Source organism: Bacillus sp. AP50, assembly GCF_040492675.1.
In the GTDB taxonomy this organism is placed as follows: Bacteria; Bacillota; Bacilli; order Bacillales; family Bacillaceae_G; genus Bacillus_A; species Bacillus_A cereus.
The window spans coordinates 1-17,816 of sequence record NZ_JBEUTW010000204.1; the positions used below are offsets into that span (position 1 = coordinate 1).

A 17,816-nucleotide genomic window follows, 5' to 3' on the forward strand; every position below is an offset into this window, starting at 1 on the left:
CATAAAAACTTACTGTAAAAATTTTATATATATTTATTTTACATCCGTCTAGTTTTTTTGACACACAGCTATCCTCTTCTCTTTTATTCTAAATAAATATATTGGCACAATTCTTGCTTTATTAATGTAAAAAGGAGGAATTAAAATGAATATAAGAATAACTAACATCCAAAAACAACTACATAATTACGGAATCGACGGGTTACTTATTACAAAGAAAGAAAACCGTCAATATGCAACAGGCTTTACGGGTAGCGCTGGCGTCGTCTTAATCTCTGCCGATCAAGCTGTTTTTATCACTGATTTCCGCTATGTAGATCAAGCGAAATCACAAATAAAAGATGCTGAAATTATTATGCATAAAGGAAATTTAGAAAAAGAAATTGCACATCAAGTATCGAAATTAAACATTCAAAAACTTGGAATTGAAGAAAACAACATGACATTGCAACAATATAAAAACTTGCAAAAATACGTACAGGCGGAAATGATTCAAGTGTGCGAAATTATCGAAAATATTCGTATCATTAAAGACACGCCTGAAATAGAAACAATGAAAATTGCAGCTAATATCGCGGACGAAGCATTTCACCACATTCTTACGTTTCTAAAACCAGGAATAAGTGAAAATGCTGTACGAGATGAATTAGAATTTTTCATGCGAAAAAAAGGGGCTACATCTTCTTCATTCCAAATCATTGTAGCCTCAGGCGTTCGTTCTTCACTTCCCCATGGAGTTGCATCAAATAAAATAATCGAACGAGGGGATATCGTTACATTAGACTTCGGTGCACTTTACGACGGATATTGTTCCGATATAACACGTACTGTAGCAATAGGGGAACAATCGGAAGAATTCAAAAAAATATACAATGTTGTACGAGAAGCGTTAAAACGTGGGACTGAAGCGATTAAGCCTGGAGAAACTGCGAAAAGTATCGATGATATAACGAGGGATTACATTACAGAACATGGATACGGTCAATACTTTGGCCACTCTACTGGGCACGGTCTTGGGTTAGAAATACATGAACCGCTTCGCCTATCCCAAGAAAGTAAGGTAACTTTACAAGAAGGTATGGTTGTTACAGTTGAGCCGGGCATTTACATACCGAACTGGGGCGGTTGTAGAATTGAAGACGATATCGTCATTACAAAAGAAGGCTATGAAGTTATTACAAAATCAAATCGGGAACTAATTGTTATTCCTTGTTGAAATCATAGAAAAAAATGCCACCGAATAAGGTGGCATTTTCTTTTATTCATTAACGAATAACTTTTCGTTTACTTTTTTAACGATTACCACTACCGACATTAATATACATATTAAATACAGCATTTTCGCAATAAATAACCACCCTTGAAACATTACAATTCCATCTATTATCTCATTTCCTTTCAATAGAAAAAACGGAATTGTGCTAATAATAATGACAAACTCGATACTGAAAACAAATTTCTTTTTTCGGCTATATGCTTTCCATTCATTCCAACGATACATAGATGCAAAAATCAATACTCCTATACATAATATAGCTGGTACCCAGTCACTGTTAAGGAATTGTCCTGAAATAACTGATAATAGTAAACAAACGAGCACACCATAATATCCTATTTTCTCTCTCATTCGTACTCCCCCATTCTACTTCTCCTTTAATACGTAACTTGCTATGCTTATAATAATTCTTAGAAAAATAACAGCTATAATTACAATATAAAGACCTTTTGCAGACGACATCCATTCTTGAAAAATAGACGTTTTCTCTATTTGTTTCTGCCCTTCTATTAAAATAAACCCTACGAAAAATGAGCAAACAACAATGACACCTATCATAATTCCGATACTTTTCTTACTATATTGTTTCATATCATCCCAGTTATATAACAGTATAAAAACAAAGCCGAAAACAGGTATGATACTGATCCATTCATTGTTTGTAAACAAATTTAAAGTGATTAATAGACTACAAGATATGGTAAATCCCCAAAACCCAATTTTTTTGCGCATAAGTTCTCCTTAAATTCCATTTTTAGGATTATTTGTATTGTAACATCCATTTATCATTCTTACCTTTACAGTACATGAAATTTCATTTTTTCTTTTTCCTATACTCACATACTTTCACTGCTTTCATACAATACACTACACGAATGCCTAAAGGATGTGAATGTTATGGGAGTTGAATTAACGCTATTACACGCTCTCTACATTATTTGTTTACTCACTATTATTACCTTTTTTATTCTCCGAAAAGATACGACTATCATTTGTATCGTTTTTATCTTTTTATTAGCATTAACTGCAACAAGTTCTATCCCTCTTGCCATTAGCGGAATTTTTCAAAGTTTCATTTACGCCATTACTGAGCTATTACCAACTATATTAATCATCTCCATTATCGTATCAATGAGCAATTTACTCGTTCATACTGGCATAAATGATACGATGATTTCACCATTTACAAAAATGATTCGTACACCTACACTCGCCTACTGGATTATCGGCCTTTTAATGATGACCATTTCTTTCTTCTTTTGGCCTTCTCCAGCTGTCGCCTTAATGGGAGCTATTTTATTACCGGTTGCTGTACGTGTCGGCCTTCCTCCAATTGGGGTTGCAATTGCTATGAACTTATTTGGACACGGCATCGCCTTATCTGGAGACTTCGTTATTCAAGGTGCACCGAAATTAACTGCAGACGCGGCTGGTCTCCCTGTTTCCAGCATCGTATCTGCAAGTGTTCCACTCGTTATCGTTATGGGCATTGTGACAACTTCTGTCGCTTTTTTCTTCTTACGAAAAGAGTTTCATACAGGCTTATCTATACAAGAAGCTATTCCATCAACTGAGTCTTCTAAAACGCTCACTTCATTATCTTCTCGCATAAAAAAATGGCTCGCTATTTGTATCCCTATCATATATATCATTGATATCCTTTGCATGATTCAATTTAAATTACAAGGAAGCGACGCAACTGCACTTATCGGCGGAACGACTGTTATTATGATTATCATCATTTCCCTCATCGCCTACAAAGGAAATGGACTGAATAAAACGACCGATTATTTCATAGAAGGGCTCCAATTTGGCTTTAAAATTTTCGGACCAGTTATTCCTATCGCTGCACTCTTTTATTTAGGAGATAGTGGATTTGTAAAAATTATCGGGGACTATTTACCGAAAGGTTCACACGGAATCATTAACGACTTAGGCATCGCTTTATCTCAAACTGTTCCTTTAAATCAATATGTATCGGCAGGGACATTAACCATCGTTGGTGTCATTACCGGCTTAGATGGATCAGGTTTTTCAGGTATATCACTTGCTGGTTCCATTGCCAATCTTTTTGGAACAGCACTTGGCCATGGAACAGCTACATTAACAGCACTCGGGCAAATTGCAGCTATATGGACCGGGGGCGGGACGTTAATTCCTTGGGCACTTATTCCTGCTGCTGCGATTTGTAAAGTCGATCCATTTGAACTTGCACGCCGAAACTTTTTACCGGTTGTTATCGGTTTAATTGTCACCACGATCGTTGCGATGTTTATCCTATAACGTAAGCAAGTGTTCTCTTGCTTACGTTTTTTGCTTGTAAAATTCATCATGAATTATCAGTTTTCAAGAGGGATTCGTTATTACTTAGCGAAATTATATTAGGAGAGTAATTATTTCAAAACGTTTACGAGAAACAGATTACTGCAATTAGAAAAGGGGACATACCTATGAATGAATTGATTTTCGTCTTATTAATTTGTCCATTACTTATCTTTATCGTTTCTGTTATTGGAACGCGCAAGACGAAAACGTATTACGTAATGCCGATTGTAACGTTTGCTAGTTTTTTAATAATAGGTGTTATCGCCTTTACTCCAAAATTTTTCTTTTGGGTTGGCATGTACAGCATCTTCTCATTTATTGTTTCTTATATGACTTTATTGTTTGTAAGAGGATATGAGCTTGCAGAAAGCGCTAAGTAGTTAAGGAGATTGTAATATGATTTTCTTTGATATTGATGGAACTTTACTTGATTATGAGGCTGCAGAAAGAAATGGTATTATAGATTTTTTTCAAATATATAATACTATTTTTTCAGGCAATGAATTAGAGGCAACGAAAGTCTGGCATGAATTATCAGAAGAATATTTCAACAAATTTTTGTCCAAAGAATTATCTTTTCAGGAACAACAAAGGATGCGAATGTATCATTTATTTAAAGCATATGGAGTAAACTTATCCCCCGAGGAATCTCAGCATAAATTCAATCAATATATAGAACTATATAAGAACAACTGGACCGCATTTGAAGATGTAAACTATACATTACAGACCTTGCAGGAAAAAGGGTACTCATTAGGTATCATTAGTAATGGTGAATATGAGCAACAAATCGAAAAGTTAACTACTCTAAACATTCTACAATATTTCAAATATATATTTACTTCTAGTGAACTTGGGATATCGAAACCAGATCCTGAAATTTTTCACAGAAGTGTATTACAATCGAATCTTGAAATGAAAGATTGCTATTATATTGGCGATCGATTAGAGACTGATGCGATTAGTAGTACAGCAGCTGGGATGCAAGGGATATGGTTGAATCGGGATAACTCACAACTCAAGTACGATATTCCTACTATCTGTTCGTTACATGAAATTATAACAATGATATAAAAAAACGACCGCGTTCCCCCGCGGTCGTCTTTTTTCGTGTTACGCTGTGATCCAAGCTTCGTTAGCTGGATTTTTACGCCACTCTTGTAATTTCTTCGTTTCAGCTTGTCCAATCATACCTTTTTCTGCTGCAACTTCAGTTAATGCACTGTAATCACTTAAAGAATATGATGCTACGTTCGCTGCTTCTAACTTTTCTTTTCCTGCTTCTAGCTCGTATGTGAAGATTGATACGATCCCTAATACTTCACAGCCAGCTTCGCGAAGTGCTTCTACACATGTAATTGCACTACCGCCAGTTGAAATTAGGTCCTCTACTACTACTACTTTTTGACCTTTTTCAGCTTTTCCTTCGATTTGGTTCCCTTTACCGTGACCTTTTGCTTTACTACGTACGTAGCACATTGGTAAATCCATACGATCGCTTACCCATGCAGCGTGCGCAATACCAGCAGTTGCTGTTCCTGCAATAACTTCTACAGTTGGGAAGTGCTCTTTAATCAACTCTTCTAATCCAGCTGCAATCGCTTGACGTACTTTTGGATAAGATAAAGTTAAACGGTTATCACAATAAATTGGTGATTTCATACCTGAAGACCATGTGAATGGATCGTTCGGTTGTAAAAATACTGCTCCAATTTCTAATAAATGCGATGCGATTTCTTTTTTCATACTGTTACACCTTCCCACTGTTGTTTTACTGTTTTATACGCTTCAAGCGGATTTTCTGCTTTTGTAATACTACGTCCAACTACGATGTAGCTTGAGCCAAGTTCCCTCGCACGTTTCGGTGTTGCTACGCGCACTTGGTCATTTACATCATCGCTTGCAAGACGAATCCCCGGTGTTACTGTTACAAATTCATTTCCGCATACTTCACGTAATTTTGGAACTTCAAGTGTTGAACAAACAACGCCATCAAGTCCACTTTCTTTCGTTAGTTTTGCATAATGAGCAACCGCTTCTTCTAACGTTTTCTCAATGCCGATCTCTTTTTTCATCATAGCTTCCGAAGTGCTTGTTAGTTGTGTAACTGCAATACAAATCGGTCTCTCTTTTCCTTCTTGCTTACCTTCCTCTAATCCCTCAATCGCAGCTTTCATCATACTGCTTCCCCCAGCAGCATGAACATTTACCATATCAACATCTAGACTAGCTAGGCTACGCATAGCGCTTTTTACTGTATTCGGAATATCATGAAGTTTTAAATCTAGAAAAATCTTATGTCCTTTTTCTTTTAAGTACGTAACAATCGCAGGGCCTTCTTTGTAAAATAACTCCATACCAACTTTGACAAATAACTCTTCCCCTTCAAAGTGGCGCAAGAATTGTTCTACATCTTGTTTCCCTGGAAAATCTAATGCAACGATTAACGACTGTGACATGTTTGCTTCCAGCTCCTTCCTTGACATTCCGAAATGTGATCAAATCCTAATTCATCTAGTAATGCTGGTAACTCTTCAATAATTGTCGGACATACGAACGGATCAATAAAGTTCGCTGTACCTACTGCAACTGCGCTTGCGCCAGCATAGAAGAATTCAATTACATCTTCCGCTGTCTCAATACCACCCATTCCGATAATCGGAATGTTTACCGCTTGGCTTACTTCATGTACCATACGAATTGCTACTGGCTTAATCGCAGGACCTGATAATCCACCTGTACGGTTTGCTAAAATTGGTTTAGCTGTTTTTAAATCTAGACGCATACCAAGCAATGTATTAATCATCGTTAAACCATCTGCACCTGCATTTTCAATCGCTTTTGCAATTTCCACAATGTTTGCCACGTTCGGTGACAACTTCACGTATACAGGTACTTCAGAAACCTCTTTTACTCGCTTCGTTAAATCAGCAGCAATTTCAGGATTTGTACCAAAGGCGATACCACCTGTTTTTACGTTCGGACAAGAAATGTTTAATTCTAGTGCATGGACATTAGGCGCTTTAGAAATTTCCTTCGCAACCGCTACGTAATCCTCAGCTTGTGAGCCTGCAACGTTCGCAATAATTGGAAGGTCAAATTGTTCTAACCATGGTAATTCCGAATTCATTACTTTGTCTAATCCCGGGTTTTGAAGTCCGATTGCATTTAGCATGCCGCCTGGTGTTTCAGCAACACGAGGCGTTGGATTTCCATAACGTGGTTGTTCTGTCGTCGCTTTAATCATGATTGATCCTAGTACACTTAAATCGTAAAACTGTGCATATTCACGACCAAACCCAAAGCATCCAGATGCCGGTATAATTGGATTTTTTAACGATAATCCTGGTAATTCAACTTGCAATCTGTTCATAGTACAACCTCCCCGATTGGAAATACTGGTCCATCGCTACACACCTTCTTGTAAGAATGTCCACTTGGATCTTCTTGTAAGTGGCATACACATGCGAAACAAGCTCCAATACCACAGCCCATACGTTCTTCTAAAGAAATATAAGCTTTTTTCTCTTTGTAACGTCCTTCTAATGCACGAAGCATCGCTAACGGACCACATGAATAAAGAATATCAAAGTCAATTCCGTAATTATCAATTACATCTGTGACAAATCCTTTTGTACCGTGTGTACCGTCTACTGTCGCAACGTACGTATCACCAAGTTCTGCAAATTTTTCTTCATAGAAAACTACATCTTTCGTTTGAAAACCTAGGATGTGAATTACGCGTACCCCTTTTGCAACGAGGCGCTGTGATAATTCATAAAGTGGTGGTACACCAATTCCCCCGCCTACTAGTAAAGCTGTTTGACCAGCTTCTGCTTCTTCTACAGGAAAACCGTGTCCTAATGGTCCTAGTACATCTACCATTTCACCTTGTTTTCTAGTTGCTAATGTTTTTGTCCCTTGTCCTTCGGCACGATATAGCATTGTAAATTCGTTCTTCTCTTGATTTACATTACAAATACTAATTGGGCGGCGCAGAAGGGGCGCAATGCCCTCTGCTACCTTAATGTGTACAAACTGCCCTGGTTCGTTCATTTGCTGTACTAACGTTCCTTGAAGCACTAATTCGTAAATATTTTTTGCGATTTCTTTTTGATTAACAACGATCATATTTTGCTTTTGCATCATGCATGTACCACCTCGTGACGCTTTGTTTGCGTAATTTCTTTCATTGAATGAGCTGAGAATGTCATAGATTCTAATACTCGTAAGATTGCTCTCGTTGTATCAAGTGATGTTAAGCAAGCCACACCATTTTCTACTGATTCACGGCGAATGCGGAAACCATCACGCGCTGGTTGTTTACCTTTTGTTAATGTGTTAATTACAAACTGTGCTTTTCCTTGACGGATAATATCTAGTAAGTTGTAGTCTTCAGAATCAATTTTGTTTACAACTTGTACTGGGATATTTTGCTCTTCTAATGATTGTGCTGTTCCAGCTGTTGCTAATAAGTTATAGCCGATTTCGTGGAAACGTTTTGCAATTTCCATCGCCTCTTCTTTATCTTTATCAGCTACAGTAATGATTACTGAGCCGTGCGTTGGGATGTTAATTCCAGAAGCAACTAATCCTTTATATAATGCTTTTTCAAGCGTTAAGTCTTTACCCATTACTTCCCCTGTTGATTTCATTTCAGGTCCTAATGTTGTATCAACTGAGCGTAGTTTCGCGAATGAGAATACCGGAGCTTTTACATATACTTCTTTCTCTTCTGGGTGATAGCCAGTTCCGTATCCTTGCTCTACTAGGTCTTGCCCTAAAATAACTTTCGTTGCAACATTCGCCATCGGTACGCCTGTAATTTTACTTAAGAACGGTACTGTACGGCTTGCACGTGGATTTACTTCAATTACGTACACTTGATCTTTGAATACTACAAACTGGATATTTAGTAATCCAACAATGTTTAATCCTTTTCCAAGTGCAATTGTATGTTCAATGATTTGTTCTTTTAGTTTTTCAGATAAACTTTGTGGTGGATATACTCCAATTGAGTCACCAGAGTGAACTCCAGCGCGTTCAATATGTTCCATAATACCTGGAATAAATACATTCTCACCATCGGAAATTGCATCTACTTCAATTTCTTTACCAACCATGTAACGGTCGATTAATACTGGGTGATCCGCATGAACTTTAACTGCATTTTTCATGTAGTGCAGCAGTTCTTCTTGACGATATACGATTTCCATTGCACGTCCACCTAGTACGTAAGATGGTCTTACTAATACTGGGTAACCAATTTCTTCTGCGATTGCTACCGCTTGTTCTACAGTCGTTGCTGTTTTACCAACTGGTTGCGGGATGCCAAGTTTTGTTAAAGCAGCTTCGAATTTATCACGATCTTCTGCACGGTCTAAGTCTTCAAGTGATGTTCCTAAAATTTTCACACCGTATCCTTCTAGTTTCGCTGCTAAGTTAATTGCCGTTTGTCCACCGAACTGAACGATAACACCTTCTGGTTTTTCTAAATCGATAATGTGCATTACATCTTCAATCGTTAATGGTTCAAAGTATAATTTGTCAGAAATACTGAAGTCTGTTGAAACTGTTTCTGGGTTGTTGTTAATGATAATTGCTTCATATCCAGCTTCTTTAATTGCCCATACTGAGTGAACTGTTGCGTAATCAAACTCAACACCTTGACCAATGCGGATCGGACCAGATCCTAGAACTACTACACTCTTACGATCTGTTACAATCGATTCATTTTCGTCCGCATATGTGCTGTAGTAATATGGCGTTGCAGATTCAAACTCTGCCGCACAAGTATCTACCATTTTGAATACTGGCATCATATTATTTTCTTTACGCATATCGTAAATTTCGCGCTCCGTTTTGTTCCAAGCTGCTGCAATGTAGTGATCGCTGAAGCCCATTTCTTTTGCAGTTTGTAGTACTTCCATATTTCCTACGTTCGCTTTTACTTCACGTTCCATATTTACGATGTTTTCAACTTTTTGTAAGAAGAAGAAGTCCATTTCACACCATTCATTGATTTCTTCTTTCGTTACACCTTGGCGAATTGCTTCTGCTACAATAAACAGTCGTTCATCATCCGCTTTAATGATACGTTTTTTCATCGTTTCTTTATCAAGTTCTTTTAAGTGGTCTAATTCTAAGTGATAAATGCCAAGCTCTAAAGAACGAACTGCTTTTAGTAATGATTCTTCTAAGTTACGTCCGATTGACATAACTTCACCAGTTGCTTTCATTTGTGTTCCAAGCGTTCTGTTCGCTGATTCAAACTTATCAAACGGCCAACGTGGAATTTTTGAAACAACATAGTCTAACGCTGGCTCGAAACAAGCGTAAGTTTTTTGTGTTACTGGGTTTACAATTTCATCTAACGTTAAGCCGACTGCAATTTTTGCTGCTAGTTTCGCAATTGGATATCCAGTTGCTTTAGATGCTAGTGCAGATGAACGACTTACACGTGGATTTACTTCGATTACATAGTATTGGAAACTATATGGATCAAGCGCAAGCTGAACGTTACATCCACCTTCAATTCCTAGTGCACGAATAATTCGTAATGAAGTGTTACGTAACATTTGATATTCACGGTCGCTTAGCGTTTGGCTCGGTGCTACTACAATCGAATCACCTGTGTGAACACCAACTGGATCGATGTTTTCCATGTTACATACTACAATCGCGTTATCATTTGAATCACGCATTACTTCATATTCAATTTCCTTACAGCCAGCAATACTTTTCTCTAATAAACATTGTGTTACTGGACTATGTTTTAAACCACTTGTTACGATTTCAATTAGCTCTTCTTCGTTATGGCAAATTCCGCCGCCCGTTCCTCCTAATGTGAACGCTGGTCGAACGATTACTGGATAACCAATTTCATTTACAAATCCATATGCTTCATCAAGGTTATGAATAATTTCACTTGGTGGTGTTGGTTCATTTAAATCTTGCATTAATGTACGGAATAAATCACGATCTTCCGCTTGCTCGATTGCTGATAATTTTGTTCCTAAAATTTCAACTCCGCACTCGTCAAGTACGCCTGATTTTGCAAGTTCAACAGCCATGTTTAAACCTGTTTGACCACCTAATGTTGGTAGGATTGCATCAGGACGTTCTTTACGAATAATACGGCTTACGAATTCTAATGTTAATGGCTCGATGTATACTTTATCTGCTGTTGCAGTATCCGTCATAATTGTTGCTGGGTTAGAGTTAACAAGGATTACTTTGTAACCTTCCTCTTTAAGAGATTGACAAGCTTGTGTACCAGAGTAGTCAAACTCCGCTGCTTGCCCAATTACAATTGGTCCTGATCCGATTACTAAAATTGTGTTAATGTCTAGGCGTTTTGGCATAACTCTTCCCCTTCTTTCTTGAAGTTTTCAATCATTGTTAAGAAATCTTCGAATAAATCATTTGCATCTTCTGGTCCCGCTGAAGCTTCTGGATGGTATTGTACTGTAAATGCTGGGAACTTCTTATGACGAAGACCTTCTACCGTTCCATCGTTTAAAGCAACATGTGTAATTTCAAGATCTGTATTTTCAACTGATTCTTCTTCTACTGCGTATCCGTGGTTTTGAGATGTAATTGCTACTTTTCCAGTTGCAAGATTTTTTACTGGATGGTTTAAACCACGGTGACCAAATTTCAACTTACTTGTATTTGCACCTGATGCTAGAGCGAACAATTGATGTCCTAGGCAAATTCCGAATAAAGGAACTTTACCGATAATGTCTTTTAACATTTCAATTGCTTCTGATACATCTTTCGGATCTCCAGGTCCATTACTTAACATAATTCCATCTGGGCTAAGGCGTAAAATTTCTTCTGCTGTTGTGTTGTAAGGAACTACAATTACATCACAGTCACGCTTATTTAATTCTCGTAAAATACCATGTTTCATACCGAAGTCTACTAGTACAACTCGGTGACCACGACCTGGGCTTGGGTATGGATCTTTCGTTGATACGCGTTTTACATGATCTGTAAATACTGTCGCTTTTAATTGACTTACAATGTACTCTACATCTGCATCCATATTACAAAGGCGTCCGCGTAATGTACCGTATTGACGAATTTTTCTCGTTAATTTTCTCGTATCAATCCCTGCTAATCCTGGGATATTTCTTTCTTTCAAGTAATCATTTAACGAAATTTCATTACGGAAGTTTGATGGATGATCACAAATTTCGTTTACGATTAAACCATTTACAGATGGGTGAATGGATTCAAAGTCGTCACGGTTAATGCCGTAGTTTCCGATTAATGGGTACGTGAATGTTACGATTTGACCGCAATATGATGGATCAGATAATGTTTCTTGATATCCAGTCATTCCTGTTGTAAATACAACCTCACCTGACTTTTCGATTTCGCCTCCGAAACCTGTTCCAATTAATACTGTTCCATCTTCTAAGATAAGTTGTCTTTTCATACTAATGCACTCTCCTTTTGCCATGCGATCTTACCACCAACGATTGTCATTACCGGCCATCCTTGGCATTTCCAACCTGCGAATGGTGTATTTTTTCCTTTTGATAAGAATGTTGTTGGGTCAATCTCTTCTTCTTGTTCTAAATCAATGATTGTAATATCAGCTGCTCTACCTTCTTTTAGGCGACCTGCTTCTAAGCCGAATGTATCAGCTGGCTTTTCTGTTAAGAATTGAATTAACTGTTCTAGCGTAATAACTCCCTTTTTCACAAGGTTTGTGTATAGAAGCGGGAATGCTGTTTCAAAACCAGTAATTCCAAACGGTGCTCTTTCAATTCCTTGTGCTTTCTCTTCCGCTGTATGCGGTGCATGGTCAGTTGCAATCATATCGATCGTTCCATCTAATAAACCTTCAATTAATGCTGCATGGTCTTCTTTTCCACGAAGCGGTGGGTTCATTTTAAAGTTAGGATCAGCTGATGGGATATCATCTTCACATAACACTAGGTGATGCGGTGTTACTTCTGCTGTTACTTTAATTCCAGCGCGTTTCGCATCACGGATTACACGTACCGAACCTTTCGTACTTACATGACATACGTGATAGTGGCAATCTGCTGCTTCAGCAAGCAGTATATCCCTTGCAATATGTACAGATTCACATACTGATGGGATACCGTTTAATCCGTGTTTCTCAGAAAACTTCCCTTCATGTACACAACCTTTATTAATAAGCGTATTCTCTTCACAGTGCGCAACTACTGCCATATCTAATTTTGCTGCACGTTTCATAGCCGCTAACATCATGCTCGCATCTTGTACGCCTACGCCGTCATCTGTGAAAGCAAATGCTCCAAGTTCTTTTAATGTTTCGAAATCTGTCATTTCAGAACCAGCTTGACGTACTGTAATTGCTCCGTATGGTAGTACGTTAACATGAGCTTTTTCTTCAATACGTTTTTGCAAGTCTTCCATATGTTCTCTGCAATCTGGTACCGGGCGTGTATTTGGCATTGCGCAAATTGTAGTGAATCCACCTTTTGCCGCTGCTAGTGTACCTGTTTCAATTGTTTCTTTATGTTCACCACCTGGTTCACGAAGATGTACGTGTACATCTACTAATCCAGGTGCGATTAACTTTCCGTTCACATCGATTACTTCAGCATTATCTGCCGTAATATTTTCTGCTACCTTAGCGATTTTACCGTCTTGTACGAGAAGATCCGTTGCTACGATTTTTCCTTCTTCATTCATATAACGACCATTTTTAAACAAATAATTCATGTTTCATTCCTCCTAATACATTTGGTAAAGCGCGTTTTAGTACAGCCATTCTTACGTAAACTCCATTTTCCATTTGTTTAAATATGCGTGAACGCTCACACTCAACAAGTTCACTTGCAATTTCAACATCACGGTTTACAGGAGCTGGATGCATAATAATGCTTCCTTCTTTCATACGCTTTTCTCTTTCTACTGTTAATCCGTGTTTCTCATGATATTCTTTCATAATGTCTGTTTCATAATGATCATGACGCTCATGTTGTACACGGAGTAACATCATTACATCAACTTCTGGAACAAGTTCATCTAATGGTTTGTATGTTCCAAATGTGTTGTCTTCATCTTTCCACTCTTCTGGACTTGCAAAGTAAATTGTTGCACCAAGCTTCGTTAATGCTTCTGCATTAGAACGTGCTACTCGGCTATGACGAACATCTCCTACTATTGCAATCTTCAAACCTTCAAATCTTCCAAACTCTTGTTTAATTGTAAGAAGATCGAGTAGGCACTGCGTTGGGTGGTTTCCGCATCCATCTCCAGCGTTTAAGATTGGAATATTCACCTGATCTTTTAGTTCATCGAAGTAGCGATCTTGCTCGTGGCGGATGACCACTGCTTTTGTTCCGATTGATTCTAGTGTTCTTATCGTATCGTATAAAGTTTCTCCTTTTTGTACGCTAGATGCATCAGCTGAAAAGTTTAAAACATCAAGTCCTAATCTCTTCTCAGCAACTTCAAAGCTAAATCTCGTTCTCGTACTATTCTCAAAGAACAAGTTCGCAACAAAAGTTTGCTCTGTCGTTTTGCTCTCTTTTCCATTCGCAAAATCTTCTGCATCTTTTAGGATTTCTGAAATTTCTACTTCCGATAATTCACTCATCGTTAACAAATGGCTCATCGTCATCCCTCATCTTTCTGATTTTTATGTTACCACTTTTGAATTTTTATAACAACCTTTGCATAAAAATACCCTAGTCATGTGAGACTAGGGTGCAAGAAAGAAGCCACCCTTTCCGGTCTCACAGGACTGAATTAAAAGGTTATTATTATGAAGCAATCTGCTTAGATTGTTTTATTTGTTTCGTTTCCGGTAGTAGTAGATTTAACAGTACACCTACAATTGCTGCTAGTGCCATTCCTTCTACTTGGAATGATTCTCCTACGTGAAGTACCGCTCCACCAATACCGATTACTAATATTACTGATGCAATCATTAAGTTTCGTTTGTCACTTAAATCTGTTTTATCATCTACCATCATGCGTAATCCGCTTGATGCGATTACACCGAATAGTAAGATTGATACACCACCCATAACTGGTGTTGGGATCGAATGAATCAGTGCAGAAATCTTACCGATAAACCCGAACATGATTGCGAATACTGCTGAACCGATGAATAAGTATACACTGTATGCTCTCGTAATTGCTAGCACACCGATGTTTTCACCATACGTTGTATTCGGTGGCCCACCGATTAGTGACGCAATTAATGTTGCTACTCCGTCACCGAAGATTGAACGGTGTAAACCTGGTTTTTCAATTAAATCTCTTTTAATAACATTTCCAAGAACAATTTGATGTCCGATATGTTCTGATATTGTTACTAGTGCAACTGGTACCATCAAGAGTACAATCTTCCATGAAAACTCTGGTGTATATGTTACAAATGGTACTGTGAAATCTGGTACAACAAACCATTTTGCCTCAGCTACCGGCTTTAAGTCTACTAGCCCTTGGAAGTAAGCGAAGATATATCCGCCGATAATGCCAAGTAACACTGGTATTATACTGAAAAATCCTCTTCCAAATATCGAGCATATAATTGTAATTGCTAATGTTACTAATGCTACTGAAAAGTGTGTAAAGCTATATTTGCCATCCGCACCGTTCATCGCCATGTTAACTGCTGTATGTGCTAAAGCTAGACCGATTACCATTACTACTGGACCAACTACGATTGGTGGTAGTAATTTCATAATCCACTCTGATCCTGATTTCTTAATTCCGAGTGAGATTAAGATGTACACAAGTCCTGCTAGCAAACCACCAAGCATTGCTGCTCCCGGTCCACCTGCCGTTTTCGCTGTTATAATCGGTGCGATAAAGGCGAATGATGATCCTAGATAGGCAGGTACTTGACCTTTCGTTATAAGAAGGAACGCTAACGTTCCTAATCCACTTGATATTAATGCTACTGATGGATTCAATCCTGTTAAAAACGGAACAAGCACTGTTGATCCAAACATCGCGAACAAATGTTGTATACTTAAAAATAACCATTTTCCCGGTTTCGGTACTTCATTAACGTCTAACACTGGCTTTTGTTCCATTGTTACATCCTCCTTCAGTTTAAATCTTTGCAATAAAAAAACTCTTTGTGCCTGTGCACAAAGAGTCCTACACTTTCGTATGCCAAATTTGACATATGAAAGCCAAGACCCTTTGGCAGCCTCACAGGACTACATTTAAAAGGGCTTTACTTATCGTATATGCTTACTCGATCTTGTTGATCTGTCTCTTGCAAATCAACTTCGATACGCTCTTCACTTGATGTTGGAATGTTCTTCCCTACATAATCAGCGCGAATTGGTAATTCGCGATGACCTCTATCAACAAGAACCGCCAATTGGATTTGAGATGGTCTACCTAAATCCATAAGAGCATCCATTGCTGCTCGAACTGTTCTTCCTGTATATAATACGTCATCCACAAGGATAACTTTCTTCTTCGTAATATCTACAGGGATATCAGAACCTTTTACAAGTGGTTCTTTATTTTTCGATTGTAGTGTTAAATCATCACGATATAACGTAATGTCTAACTCTCCAACTTCCATTTCTTTTCCTTCAATTTGACCAATTCGTTCTGCCAAACGTTGTGCAATAAAAATTCCACGAGTTTTAATTCCGACAAGAACACAATTATCGACACCTTTATTTCGTTCCACGATTTCATGACTAATTCGTGTTAAAGCGCGGCGAATCATTTGGTCATCTAAAACGACAGCTTTCTCTTGCATGCTCTACACCTCCAAGCTTTTTTCTTGCGTGAGAGTAATGGTATAAAAAAAGTCCTCTCAGCGTGTGCGAGAGGACTTTTGAAAAAAGGGTACAACATACCCTAAGTATTTCAAACCGTTACCTTCTCAACCTCACGGGGCTGTGTTAAAGGATCATTATTTAACTGTTGTCAGTATCTCAGTTTTCTTATGATTTGTCAATACTATTTTCGTAAAATATTTAATACGTCTTCAAACACTTCTGGAATTGGTGCCTCAAACTGAATATATTCACCAGTACGAGGATGATCAAAGCCTAAAATACCCGCATGAAGTGCTTGTCCATTCATATCTAACGTTTTCTTCGGACCATACTTCGGATCTCCTGCAAGTGGATAGCCAATATATTTCATATGAACACGAATTTGGTGCGTACGTCCCGTTTCTAAGCGACATTCTACAAGCGTAAAGTCTTTAAAGCGTTCTAACACTTGGAAGTGCGTAACAGCGTTCTTACCATTTTCATCAACTGTCATACTTTGACGCTCTTTCTTATCACGAGCAATCGGAGCATCAATCGTTCCCTTATCATGCGGAATCACACCGTGTACAATCGCTTTGTAACGTCTCGTTACTGTTTTTGCTACGAGCTGATTTACAAGCGATTCATGTGCCATATCATTTTTAGCAACCATTAATAGTCCAGATGTATCTTTATCAATACGATGCACGATACCTGGACGCATTACACCGTTAATGCCTGATAAGTCTGTACAATGGTGCATAAGGCCGTTTACAAGTGTACCACTTGTATGCCCTGGTGCTGGATGTACAACCATACCACGTGGCTTATTTACAACAAGCACATCTGCATCTTCATAATAAATTTCTAAATTTAAATCCTCTGGTTGAATATCTAACTCTTCTGGTTCAGGAATTGTTACTGTAATTTCATCTTCTTCTTTTACTTTATAATTCCCTTTTACCGCTTTTCCGTTTACTGTCACAACGTCATCTTTAATCCATTGCTGCACTTGCGTACGTGACCATTCGTTATTTATCCCTGCAACGAATTTATCAATTCGCTCGTTTTTTTGCTCTGCTGCAACTGTTACTTGTACTACTTCACTCATTCAATTACTCCTTCGCTTTCTTGCCTTCTAATAATGTTTGAATAATAATTAATACAACACCAATACATAATGCTGAATCAGCTATATTGAATACTGGATAGTTGTACGAGAAAATATACACGTGAATGAAATCCACTACTTCTTGTCTAAATACACGATCAATAAAGTTACCAATTGCCCCGCCCAAAATTAGGCCTAACGAAATACCTAGAAGCTTGTCTGTTTTCGCATACTTTTTCATATAAAATACAATAAACACTACAAAAACAACTGTAATAATGTAGAAGAACCACATTTTATTTTCTAAAATACCCCAAGCAGCGCCTCTATTTCGATGTGATGTTATGTATAATAC

General features: G+C 37.9%; 18 protein-coding genes. 4 read left to right on the forward strand and 14 right to left on the reverse strand.

The annotated features are described in order from the left end of the window. Positions 1–145 precede the first annotated feature (145 nt). Entirely contained in the window at positions 146–1,216 is a 1,071-nt protein-coding gene (locus tag ABWK52_RS16515; protein WP_098541597.1) for a M24 family metallopeptidase, read from the forward strand. A gap of 42 nt (positions 1,217–1,258) precedes the next feature. Here the strand turns inward: ABWK52_RS16515 and ABWK52_RS16520 are convergent, their stop codons facing one another. Together ABWK52_RS16520 and ABWK52_RS16525 are read right to left on the reverse strand one after the other, a co-directional pair. After that, positions 1,259–1,627 (reverse strand): YoqO family protein, encoded by a 369-nt coding sequence (locus ABWK52_RS16520; protein ID WP_001208270.1) that lies wholly within the window; start codon positions 1,625–1,627, stop codon positions 1,259–1,261. A gap of 15 nt (positions 1,628–1,642) precedes the next feature. Continuing rightward, the gene (locus ABWK52_RS16525; protein ID WP_001227565.1) at positions 1,643–2,008 is read right to left on the reverse strand and encodes a YoqO family protein; all 366 of its coding nucleotides are present in this window, start codon (positions 2,006–2,008) and stop codon (positions 1,643–1,645) included. A 165-nt stretch (positions 2,009–2,173) separates the two neighbouring features. Here ABWK52_RS16525 and ABWK52_RS16530 point away from each other — a divergent pair, with 165 nt between their 5' ends. The 3 genes from ABWK52_RS16530 to ABWK52_RS16540 all read left to right on the forward strand — a co-directional run bounded on the left by ABWK52_RS16530 (position 2,174) and on the right by ABWK52_RS16540 (position 4,675). Further along, a complete protein-coding gene (locus ABWK52_RS16530; RefSeq protein ID WP_000537865.1) occupies positions 2,174–3,559 on the forward strand; it encodes a hypothetical protein in 1,386 nt (461 codons plus the stop codon). A gap of 167 nt (positions 3,560–3,726) precedes the next feature. Continuing rightward, positions 3,727–3,981 (forward strand): YbeF family protein, encoded by a 255-nt coding sequence (locus ABWK52_RS16535; protein ID WP_001003933.1) that lies wholly within the window; start codon positions 3,727–3,729, stop codon positions 3,979–3,981. Between the two features lie 16 nt (positions 3,982–3,997). Beyond that, a complete protein-coding gene (locus ABWK52_RS16540; protein ID WP_098541595.1) occupies positions 3,998–4,675 on the forward strand; it encodes an HAD family hydrolase in 678 nt (225 codons plus the stop codon). A 39-nt stretch (positions 4,676–4,714) separates the two neighbouring features. Here ABWK52_RS16540 and pyrE read toward each other — a convergent pair whose 3' ends face one another. The 12 genes from pyrE to lspA form a co-directional block, all read right to left on the reverse strand. Next, positions 4,715–5,347 carry an orotate phosphoribosyltransferase gene (pyrE, locus tag ABWK52_RS16545; RefSeq protein ID WP_000711449.1) on the reverse strand — a complete coding sequence of 211 codons (633 nt, stop codon included), beginning with the start codon at positions 5,345–5,347 and terminating at the stop codon, positions 4,715–4,717. Next, a complete protein-coding gene (gene pyrF / locus ABWK52_RS16550; protein WP_098508274.1) occupies positions 5,344–6,060 on the reverse strand; it encodes an orotidine-5'-phosphate decarboxylase in 717 nt (238 codons plus the stop codon). Before pyrF ends, pyrE begins: the two co-directional genes overlap by 4 nt. After that, positions 6,045–6,974, reverse strand: a complete 930-nt coding sequence (gene pyrD, locus ABWK52_RS16555) for a dihydroorotate oxidase B catalytic subunit (RefSeq protein WP_001081049.1) — start codon at positions 6,972–6,974, stop codon at positions 6,045–6,047. Before pyrD ends, pyrF begins: the two co-directional genes overlap by 16 nt. Further along, positions 6,971–7,750, reverse strand: coding sequence for a dihydroorotate oxidase B electron transfer subunit (gene pyrK / locus ABWK52_RS16560; protein ID WP_000983368.1), 780 nt, complete (start codon positions 7,748–7,750; stop codon positions 6,971–6,973). The genes pyrD and pyrK overlap by 4 nt, the downstream gene beginning before the upstream one ends. Then, complete coding sequence (gene carB, locus ABWK52_RS16565; RefSeq protein ID WP_098541593.1) at positions 7,747–10,965, reverse strand: carbamoyl-phosphate synthase large subunit; 3,219 nt, start codon at positions 10,963–10,965, stop codon at positions 7,747–7,749. Before carB ends, pyrK begins: the two co-directional genes overlap by 4 nt. Beyond that, the gene (locus ABWK52_RS16570) at positions 10,950–12,047 is read right to left on the reverse strand and encodes a carbamoyl phosphate synthase small subunit (protein WP_000828684.1); all 1,098 of its coding nucleotides are present in this window, start codon (positions 12,045–12,047) and stop codon (positions 10,950–10,952) included. Before ABWK52_RS16570 ends, carB begins: the two co-directional genes overlap by 16 nt. After that, positions 12,044–13,330, reverse strand: a complete 1,287-nt coding sequence (pyrC, locus tag ABWK52_RS16575; RefSeq protein ID WP_001108367.1) for a dihydroorotase — start codon at positions 13,328–13,330, stop codon at positions 12,044–12,046. Before pyrC ends, ABWK52_RS16570 begins: the two co-directional genes overlap by 4 nt. Continuing rightward, positions 13,314–14,228 carry an aspartate carbamoyltransferase gene (gene pyrB / locus ABWK52_RS16580; RefSeq protein WP_000018849.1) on the reverse strand — a complete coding sequence of 305 codons (915 nt, stop codon included), beginning with the start codon at positions 14,226–14,228 and terminating at the stop codon, positions 13,314–13,316. The genes pyrC and pyrB overlap by 17 nt, the downstream gene beginning before the upstream one ends. Before the next feature lie 148 nt (positions 14,229–14,376). Further along, on the reverse strand, positions 14,377–15,660 hold the full coding sequence (uraA, locus tag ABWK52_RS16585; protein ID WP_000435928.1) for a uracil permease: 1,284 nt from the start codon (positions 15,658–15,660) through the stop codon (positions 14,377–14,379). Between the two features lie 146 nt (positions 15,661–15,806). Next, on the reverse strand, positions 15,807–16,349 hold the full coding sequence (pyrR, locus tag ABWK52_RS16590; RefSeq protein WP_001156491.1) for a bifunctional pyrimidine operon transcriptional regulator/uracil phosphoribosyltransferase: 543 nt from the start codon (positions 16,347–16,349) through the stop codon (positions 15,807–15,809). Positions 16,350–16,552: 203 nt separating this feature from the next. After that, positions 16,553–17,461, reverse strand: coding sequence for an RluA family pseudouridine synthase (locus tag ABWK52_RS16595; protein WP_000005830.1), 909 nt, complete (start codon positions 17,459–17,461; stop codon positions 16,553–16,555). Between the two features lie 4 nt (positions 17,462–17,465). Next, positions 17,466–17,816 (reverse strand): lipoprotein signal peptidase LspA (gene lspA, locus ABWK52_RS16600; RefSeq protein WP_353772009.1); only part of this gene is annotated, 351 nt, incomplete at its 5' end.

Excerpts from the sequence above, each read along its gene's own strand:
- pyrR (WP_001156491.1), bottom strand. The coding sequence starts at position 16,349 with ATGCAAGAGAAAGCTGTCGTTTTAGATGACCAAATGATTCGCCGCGCT.
- ABWK52_RS16520 (WP_001208270.1), bottom strand. The coding sequence starts at position 1,627 with ATGAGAGAGAAAATAGGATATTATGGTGTGCTCGTTTGTTTACTATTA.
- ABWK52_RS16515 (WP_098541597.1), top strand. The coding sequence starts at position 146 with ATGAATATAAGAATAACTAACATCCAAAAACAACTACATAATTACGGA.
- pyrD (WP_001081049.1), bottom strand. The coding sequence starts at position 6,974 with ATGAACAGATTGCAAGTTGAATTACCAGGATTATCGTTAAAAAATCCA.
- ABWK52_RS16530 (WP_000537865.1), top strand. The coding sequence starts at position 2,174 with ATGGGAGTTGAATTAACGCTATTACACGCTCTCTACATTATTTGTTTA.
- ABWK52_RS16595 (WP_000005830.1), bottom strand. The coding sequence starts at position 17,461 with ATGAGTGAAGTAGTACAAGTAACAGTTGCAGCAGAGCAAAAAAACGAG.
- pyrE (WP_000711449.1), bottom strand. The coding sequence starts at position 5,347 with ATGAAAAAAGAAATCGCATCGCATTTATTAGAAATTGGAGCAGTATTT.
- ABWK52_RS16540 (WP_098541595.1), top strand. The coding sequence starts at position 3,998 with ATGATTTTCTTTGATATTGATGGAACTTTACTTGATTATGAGGCTGCA.
- uraA (WP_000435928.1), bottom strand. The coding sequence starts at position 15,660 with ATGGAACAAAAGCCAGTGTTAGACGTTAATGAAGTACCGAAACCGGGA.
- pyrF (WP_098508274.1), bottom strand. The coding sequence starts at position 6,060 with ATGTCACAGTCGTTAATCGTTGCATTAGATTTTCCAGGGAAACAAGAT.
- pyrC (WP_001108367.1), bottom strand. The coding sequence starts at position 13,330 with ATGAATTATTTGTTTAAAAATGGTCGTTATATGAATGAAGAAGGAAAA.
- ABWK52_RS16535 (WP_001003933.1), top strand. The coding sequence starts at position 3,727 with ATGAATGAATTGATTTTCGTCTTATTAATTTGTCCATTACTTATCTTT.
- pyrK (WP_000983368.1), bottom strand. The coding sequence starts at position 7,750 with ATGATGCAAAAGCAAAATATGATCGTTGTTAATCAAAAAGAAATCGCA.
- carB (WP_098541593.1), bottom strand. The coding sequence starts at position 10,965 with ATGCCAAAACGCCTAGACATTAACACAATTTTAGTAATCGGATCAGGA.
- ABWK52_RS16525 (WP_001227565.1), bottom strand. The coding sequence starts at position 2,008 with ATGCGCAAAAAAATTGGGTTTTGGGGATTTACCATATCTTGTAGTCTA.
- ABWK52_RS16570 (WP_000828684.1), bottom strand. The coding sequence starts at position 12,047 with ATGAAAAGACAACTTATCTTAGAAGATGGAACAGTATTAATTGGAACA.
- pyrB (WP_000018849.1), bottom strand. The coding sequence starts at position 14,228 with ATGAGCCATTTGTTAACGATGAGTGAATTATCGGAAGTAGAAATTTCA.